This is a genomic window from Streptomyces sp. NPDC002130 (genome assembly GCF_040296465.1).
Taxonomy (GTDB): Bacteria; Actinomycetota; Actinomycetes; order Streptomycetales; family Streptomycetaceae; genus Streptomyces.
On sequence record NZ_JBEOXI010000359.1, the window covers coordinates 1 to 6,556 of the forward strand.

Genomic DNA, 6,556 nt, shown 5'->3' on the forward strand with positions numbered 1-6,556 from the left:
CCCGGCGGACCAGGTCGGTGTCACGGTCGACACGTACCACATCTGGTGGGACGACACCGCGCCCGCGCAGATCGCCCGGGCCGGCCATGTCAAGACATGGCTGAAAGATTTCACCGATGCCACACGACGCCCGGGAACACCGAGGAAACAGCGACGGCCCCCACTGGATCATCCGGTGGGGGCCGTCCGAAAACGAAGGGTGCTGAGGTCAGGCCTGACGTTCGGCGTTCTTCTTCTTGATCCGTTCCGCTTCCTTGCGGACCTCCGCCTGGGTGGTGCGCTCCCGCTCCAGCCACTCGGGGCCTTCCTGCTTCAGCGCCTCGATCTGCTCGGTGGTGAGGGGCTCGGTGACGCCCGCGCGGGCGAGACCGGCGATGGAGACGCCGAGCTTCGCGGCGACCACCGGGCGGGGGTGCGGGCCGTTGCGCCGCAGGTCCTGCAGCCACTGCGGCGGGTTCGCCTGGAGCTCGTTCAGCTCGGCGCGCGAAACGACACCCTCCCGGAACTCGGCGGGTGTGGCCTCGAGGTACACACCCAGCTTCTTCGCCGCGGTCGCGGGCTTCATCGTCTGGGTGCTCTGGTGCGACGTCATGGCTCCCAGGGTATCGAGCGTGTGCACGACCTCTGACCACGCCCGGTAACCTGTCGAGGTGACTGGCTCGGATGAAACCCCCTCGTTCCGGCTCGCCTACGTCCCCGGGGTGATGCCCGACAAGTGGGTGCGCATCTGGAACGAGCGGCAGCCCGACGTCCCGCTGATCCTCACGCAGGTGCCCGCCGGAGAGGTGGCCGGGCGGCTGCTGGGCGGGGACGCCGACGCGGGCCTCGTCCGCACGCCGGTGGACCGGACCGTCTTCAGCGCGATTCCCCTCTACACCGAGCAGACGGTCGTCGTGGTGCCCAAGGACCATCTGGTCACGGCCGTTGACGAGGTGGCGCAGGAAGACCTGGCCGACGACATCGTGCTGCACCCGCTCGACGACGTCCTCGACTGGGAGGCTCTCCCGGGGCGTCCCGCCCTCGAACGGCCCGCCACCACCGCCGACGCCGTCGAACTGGTCGCGGCGGGCATCGGCGTCCTCGTGGTCCCGCTGTCGCTCGCCCGACTGCACCACCGCAAGGACCTCACCCACCGGCCCCTCAAGGACGCCCCCGAGTCGAGCGTGGCCCTCTCCTGGCCCGAGGACGCGAAGACGGACCAGGTCGAGGACTTCATCGGCATCGTCCGCGGCCGCACGGTCAACAGCACCCGGGGGCGCGAGCAGCCCCCGGCGCAGGGCCGGTCCACGGACGCGTCCCGGGGCGGCGCCCGGCGCAAGCCGGTGCCCGGCAAGTCGGCGGCCGGAAAGCCGGCGGGGGCGAAGCGCACGGGGAAGAGCGGGAGCGGCGCCCCCAAGGGCAACAGGCGCGGCAAGCCCCGCCGCCGTTCGTAGTACCGGGGCCGGCGGACGGACCGCAGCCCCGGACGCGTAGCCGCAAAAACCTGCTCAGCCGGCCGACGGAGAAGGTGCCGGCGCCCCATAGGACGGATTGGGGGCGACCGTCTGGAAGTCCTTCAGGTCTTCGGGGACCGGCAGCACGCGGACCGGCGCACCCTGCTGCGGCGGCGGCGGTGTCGTCTGCTCCTGGGGCAGCTTGGGCGGGGCGGTGATCTGGAAGCTGACCTGCTCCTGGTTGATCAGGCCGGTCTTCTCCAGGACCGTGATGTGGTCGAGAACGGTGTCGTTGGTCGTGTCGGCGAGCTCCCGCACGAGGCTGTTCCGGGTGGTCGCCCGGATCTTGGCGATCGTCGGGAAGATGCCCCCGTGCGCAACACGCATGATGGTCACGGCCGTGGACTCGAACTCCTTGCCCGTGCTTCCTTCGGCCGTCGCCACGAACTGCTGCTGCTGTGGCGACGGCTCGTTCGGCAGGGTGATGCCGAGGTCCGTGGAGATCTTGCGGCAGCCCGCGTCGAGCCGGCCGTGACCCACGAGCAGATGCTTGGAGACTTCCTGCATCTCCGGCGACGTGCTCCGCTCCTTGATCAGCTGCCCCAGCGGGTACTCCCAGAGTCCGGCCGCGCGCACACGCACCACGAAGTCGCGGTCCGCCTCGGTCAGTGGACCCCACTGGGTGTTGGCGATGATGCGGTCCTGGCCGGAAGCCGCGTTCTCCACGCCCAGCATGCTCGGGTAGGCGAGCGCGGTGAGCGTAAGGATCAACGCACCGCCCACGAACGCGGTTCCTGCCGTGCTGCGCGAGATGCGCATCGTGCCTCCTGGGATATGAACGGCCCAACACCAAGAGGTACGGACGCCGAGGGCGAAACAATCACCCCTGCCGCAAAAAAGTTCGCAGAGCCCGCCCCGTCATGGTCCATGTACGGGACGGGAGAGGCCAGATCAGGACAGGTCGGCCGAGCCGACGAGCCAGTCGTACGCCGACCGTGCCGTGAACTGCTCCTGGCCGCCCGGCAGGAGCAGACCCGCGGTCGCGAACTCCGGTGCGCCCGCCTGGGCCGGGACATACGGGATCGCGATGCAGCGCATGCCGGCCGCGTGTGCGGCGGCGGCGCCCGGAGCGGCGTCCTCCAGCACGACACAGTCGGACGGGGCCGCGCCGAGCCGGCGGGCCGCCTCCAGGAAGACGTCGGGAGCCGGCTTGCCGTGCGCGACCTCGTCGGCGGAGACCACGGTGTGCAGCCGCGCGTCCAGCCCGGTTCCGGTCAGCACCGCGGCGATGGCCTCCGGTGACGAGCCCGAGGCCACGGCCATGGGCACGCCCTCGGTCGCCAGCAGCTCGACGAACGCGCGCATCTCCGGGTAGGCGCGCGTGGCACTGCGGGCCAACTCCAGGTAGTGGCGGTTCTTCACGGCGAGCAGTTCCTCGACCGTGGCGGGCAGGCCGTAGCGGTCCTTCCAGTCCGCGACCGTCTCCTGCGTGCTGATGCCGACGTACCGCTCGTGGTCCGCCCAGGTGAAGTCCGCGATGCCGTACTCGGCGAGCGTCCGGCGGCCTGCCTCGTAATAGTGCGGCTCGCTGTCCACGAGTGTTCCATCGAGATCGAAGATGACTGATATTCCGCGGAGCTTGCTCATGCCGCCATGCTCTCAAAGATCATCCGCGGGCCGACCGCCCGATCGACTCCACCAGCGGCAGCATCCGGTGGGACACGCGCTCGCGCAGGGCCACCTCGGTACGGGTGCGCACCACGCCGGGCATGCTGATCAGCTTCTGGACGACGTCCTCCAGATGTGCGTTGTCCCGCGCCACCACCCGGGCCAGCAGATCCCCGCCGCCCGTGATCGAGAACGCCTCCACGATCTCCGGCACCGCCGCCAGAGCGTCCCCCACCTCGTCGAGATGGCCCTGGGTGACCTCGATGTGGACGAACGCGAGCACGGGATGCCCGAGCGCGGCGGGGGAGAGGGCCGGTGCCGTGCCCGTGATCACACCGTCGCGCTCCAGCCGGTCGAGCCGGGCCTGGAGGGTGCCCCGGGCGACGCCGAGGATCCGGGCGTACTCGCGCACGCTGGTGCGCGGCTGCTCCAGCAGCAGCCGCAGGATGCGGGTGTCGAGCTCGTCCACGGGCATGGCGCCTCCTCCTCGTCCGTTGGCTCTGCCGCGGCCGCTCACCGGTCGCTCAGACTGCACCAATGGCCCAGTCTAGAAGGAGCCGGTTGAGCCACTGGCCTCCGGGATGCTGATATGGATGCGTCGATGGCGCTGCGGACCCCGCGGCGCCTTTTTCATGCGTGCTCATGGCCGGTGTTGCGAAAGGGGCGGTAAGCGGTGCTGAAGAGGGTGTTCATGGCTCCGGATCCGGGGCGGACGCGGCTGCGGTTCGGCGCGCGAGCCGTGCTCGGCATCGCGCTCGCGGTCGCGGTGTGCGGCCTCGCCGGGCATTCCCTCGCGGGTGCCGTCACCGGCGGTCTCGCCGCCCTGCTCGCCCTGTTCACCGTCACCGACGCCACGGTCCGCGGCCAGGCCGTGACGACCGCTCTGCTGCCCGCCGTCGGCCTGCCCGTGCTCACCGCCGCGGCCGAGCTGCACGACCACCCGGTGGCCAGGGACCTCACCTTCCTCGCCGTCGTCGGCGCGGGCGTGTACGCGCGCCGCTGGGGCCCGCGCGGCCACAGCCTCGGCGTGTTCGCGTTCATGACCTTCTTCGTGGCGCAGTTCCTGCACGCCACCACCGACCAGCTGCCCCAGCTGTACGTCGCGGTCCTGCTGTCCGTCCTCGTCGCCGCCGCGGTGCGCTTCGGCCTGTGGTGCTACGAGCGCCGCATCCCCCCGCCCGCCGTGCCCGCCCCGCCGGGCGGCACCGGTCTGGCCCGGGTCACCACCCGCCAGGCGATCCAGGCGACCGCCGGGGCCGGCTTCGCCCTGGTCGTGGGCCAGCTGGTGTCCGGGCAGCGCTGGTACTGGGCCGTCGGCGCCACCTGGTGGATCTTCGTCAACACCACCTCACGCGGCGAGACCCTGGTCCGCGGTTTCCGGCGGCTGCTCGGCACGGTCATCGGCATCGCCCTCGGCCTGCTCGTGGCCGTGCCCGTGCACGGCGACCCGGCCGTCACGGCCGCGCTGGCCGCCGTCTGCGTCTTCGGCATCTTCTACACCGCCGCCGTGTCCTACACCTGGATGATGCTCTGGGTCACCCTCCTCGCCGGACTGCTCTACGGCCTCCTCGGCGTGCTCGGCCCCGGCCTGCTCGCCCTGCGGCTCGCCGAGACCGGCGTCGGGGCGCTCGGCGCCGCCCTGGCCGTGATCCTCGTCCTGCCCGTCACCACCCACAGCATCACCGACGCCTGGATCCGGCGGGCCCTGCGCTGCGTGCACGCCTGCGCCGTCGAGACCGCCCGGCGCCTGGCGGGCGCGGCGGACGCCGACCCGGCCCCGCGGGTGGCGGAGCTGGAGCAGCTCCTCGCCCGGGTACGGCTCTCGGTCGCCCCGCTCGTGCACCCGCTGAACCCGATGCTCGGCCGCAAGCGGCGGGCCCGGCACGTGCTCGCCCTCCTCGACGACTGCGCCCGCGAGATCCGTGGTCTGGTCGCCGTCGCGGCGGACCCGGAGGCCTCCCACGACGCCCGTCTCGCCACGGCCTGCCGGCGGGTGGAGGCCGCAGTGGAGGCCCTCACCGAGGGCAGGGACATCGCGGTCCACGCGGACGGCCCGCCCCACGCGGAACCCGCCCTGGCCCATCTGCACGGCCTGGAACGAGCCCTGGCCGATCTCGCCCGCCCCCTGCGCGCCCCGTCGGGCTCACCGCTGGTGGGCGCCTGACGGGACTGCGAGGGCGTAGGCGCCCCAGGAGGCCGGCACGGTGCCGACGCACGCTCCGCCGGGCCCGCGTCCGACCGGGCGACGCACCCTTGACCGTTTGGTCTAGACCGCGCATGATCGGCTGCGCGGTCCACCCGGCCCGCACGGTCGAGAGGGGACAGCGGTGGCGGACGGCAGGCGGCGGGCGTTCATCGGGTCGTTCACGGCGGCCGGCGGCCCCGGCATCGTGACGGCGGAGGCCGACGCCGACACCGGCGCGCTGACCGTGCTGAGCAGCGTGAACGCCGTCCCTGACCCCTCCTGCCTGACGCTCTCACCGGACGGGGAGATGCTGTACGCGGTCAGTGAGACCGCCGAGGGCGCGGTGGCCGCGTACCGGGTGGACGGGGACAAGCCCGAGCCGGCCGGGCGGCCCGTGCCGGTCGACGGCAGCGGCCCGACCCACCTCAGCCTGTACGCCGGGCACGTCCTGACCGCCAACTACGGCTCGGGCAGCGTCACCGCGGTCCCCCTCCGCCCCGACGGCACGCTCACGCGGTCCGCATCCCGCGTGCTCCGGCACAGCGGCTCCGGTCCGCACACGCCCCGCCAGCAGGGGCCGCACGCCCACCAGGTGCAGCCCGACCCGAGCGGCCGCTGGGCCGTCAGCGTGGACCTCGGCACGGACTCGGTGCGGGTGTGCACGCTGACCGACGGAGCCCTGGTCATGCACCGGGAGACCGCCCTGCGCCCCGGCTCCGGGCCCCGCCACCTGGCCTTCCACCCGGACGGCCGCCACGCGTACGTCGTCAACGAACTGAGCCCCTCCGTCACCGTGTGCCGCTGGGACGCGGCGGAAGGCGCCCTGACGCCGCTGTCCGAAACCCCGGTCCTGCCCGGCGCACCGGCACGCGACGCCTACCCGTCGGGCATCGCCGCCTCACGCGACGGCCGCTTCGTCTGGACCGCCACCCGCGGCGAGGACGTCCTGTCCGTGCTCGCCGTCGAGGGCGAAGGGCTGCGGCTCGTCACCACGGTGCCCTGCGGCGGCCACTGGCCGCGCGCCCTCACCGCCGGCCACGGCTTCCTGTACGTCGCCAACGAGCGCTCCGGCGACGTGACCTGGTTCGCGGTCGACCCGCTCACGGGCGTCCCGCGACGAGGCGGCTCGATCAGGGTGACGGCGGCCTCGTACGTGACCCTCGGCTGAGCAGGAGTCACGAGCCGCCCGCACCCTGCCGGGCGCCCCCCGACAACGAAGGGCCCCACCGAACCCGAGCGGGGCCTGTCGGGGTCATGGGCGGCGCCCGGG

At 72.8% G+C, this 6,556-nt stretch carries 7 protein-coding genes and 1 pseudogene; 4 read left to right on the forward strand and 4 right to left on the reverse strand.

The features are described from left to right. Positions 1-85: pseudogene (locus ABT116_RS51030) on the forward strand (sugar phosphate isomerase/epimerase); the annotation flags it as partial. Positions 86-208: 123 nt separating this feature from the next. Here ABT116_RS51030 and ABT116_RS38165 read toward each other — a convergent pair. Next, positions 209-592 carry a DUF5997 family protein gene (locus ABT116_RS38165; protein WP_351644030.1) on the reverse strand — a complete coding sequence of 128 codons (384 nt, stop codon included), beginning with the start codon at positions 590-592 and terminating at the stop codon, positions 209-211. A gap of 58 nt (positions 593-650) precedes the next feature. On the opposite strand from ABT116_RS38165, the gene ABT116_RS38170 reads away from it, so the two are divergent. Beyond that, positions 651-1,433, forward strand: coding sequence for a LysR substrate-binding domain-containing protein (locus ABT116_RS38170; RefSeq protein ID WP_351644033.1), 783 nt, complete (start codon positions 651-653; stop codon positions 1,431-1,433). Positions 1,434-1,487: 54 nt separating this feature from the next. Here ABT116_RS38170 and ABT116_RS38175 read toward each other — a convergent pair whose 3' ends face one another. The 3 genes from ABT116_RS38175 to ABT116_RS38185 all read right to left on the reverse strand — a co-directional run bounded on the left by ABT116_RS38175 (position 1,488) and on the right by ABT116_RS38185 (position 3,576). Continuing rightward, positions 1,488-2,252: a DUF4142 domain-containing protein gene (locus tag ABT116_RS38175; RefSeq protein ID WP_351644036.1), complete on the reverse strand. Its 765-nt coding sequence runs from the start codon at positions 2,250-2,252 to the stop codon at positions 1,488-1,490. 132 nt (positions 2,253-2,384) lie between these two features. Next, the gene (locus ABT116_RS38180) at positions 2,385-3,080 is read right to left on the reverse strand and encodes an HAD family hydrolase (RefSeq protein ID WP_351644039.1); all 696 of its coding nucleotides are present in this window, start codon (positions 3,078-3,080) and stop codon (positions 2,385-2,387) included. A gap of 19 nt (positions 3,081-3,099) precedes the next feature. Next, on the reverse strand, positions 3,100-3,576 hold the full coding sequence (locus ABT116_RS38185; protein WP_031111300.1) for an Lrp/AsnC family transcriptional regulator: 477 nt from the start codon (positions 3,574-3,576) through the stop codon (positions 3,100-3,102). Between the two features lie 198 nt (positions 3,577-3,774). On the opposite strand from ABT116_RS38185, the gene ABT116_RS38190 reads away from it, so the two are divergent. Both ABT116_RS38190 and ABT116_RS38195 read left to right on the forward strand, forming a co-directional pair. Next, positions 3,775-5,265 (forward strand): FUSC family protein, encoded by a 1,491-nt coding sequence (locus ABT116_RS38190; RefSeq protein ID WP_351644043.1) that lies wholly within the window; start codon positions 3,775-3,777, stop codon positions 5,263-5,265. A 163-nt stretch (positions 5,266-5,428) separates the two neighbouring features. Continuing rightward, positions 5,429-6,454 (forward strand): lactonase family protein, encoded by a 1,026-nt coding sequence (locus ABT116_RS38195; protein ID WP_351644046.1) that lies wholly within the window; start codon positions 5,429-5,431, stop codon positions 6,452-6,454. The last annotated feature ends 102 nt before the right edge of the window (positions 6,455-6,556 follow it).

Excerpts from the sequence above, each read along its gene's own strand:
- ABT116_RS38165 (WP_351644030.1), bottom strand. The coding sequence starts at position 592 with ATGACGTCGCACCAGAGCACCCAGACGATGAAGCCCGCGACCGCGGCG.
- ABT116_RS38175 (WP_351644036.1), bottom strand. The coding sequence starts at position 2,252 with ATGCGCATCTCGCGCAGCACGGCAGGAACCGCGTTCGTGGGCGGTGCG.
- ABT116_RS38180 (WP_351644039.1), bottom strand. The coding sequence starts at position 3,080 with ATGAGCAAGCTCCGCGGAATATCAGTCATCTTCGATCTCGATGGAACA.
- ABT116_RS38185 (WP_031111300.1), bottom strand. The coding sequence starts at position 3,576 with ATGCCCGTGGACGAGCTCGACACCCGCATCCTGCGGCTGCTGCTGGAG.